1 pseudogene is annotated in these 251 nt (G+C 40.6%); it reads right to left on the bottom strand.

Going from position 1 to position 251, the window contains the following annotated elements:
- Positions 1 to 251 (bottom strand): annotated as a pseudogene (locus SH09_RS17340) (hypothetical protein); the annotation flags it as partial.

The following is a 251-nucleotide window of genomic DNA, read 5'->3' as shown; positions in this document are numbered from 1 at the left end:
TCAGTAAGTGATTCAGAGTCAGCAAGTACATCATTAAGTACGTCAGTATCTGATTCAGAAAGTGCAAGTACATCATTGAGTACATCAGTGTCTGACTCAGAAAGTGCAAGCACATCATTAAGCACTTCAGTATCTGATTCAGAGAGTGCATCAACGTCGTTGAGCACATCAGTGAGTGATTCAGAAAGTGCGTCAACATCATTGAGTACGTCAGTAAGTGACTCAGAAAGTGCAAGCACATCATTAAGTAC

Source organism: Staphylococcus gallinarum (genome assembly GCF_000875895.1).
GTDB classification, from domain to species: domain Bacteria; phylum Bacillota; class Bacilli; order Staphylococcales; family Staphylococcaceae; genus Staphylococcus; species Staphylococcus gallinarum.
The sequence above is the reverse complement of the archived record's forward strand: the minus strand, read 5'-3'. Positions and strand labels throughout refer to the sequence as shown.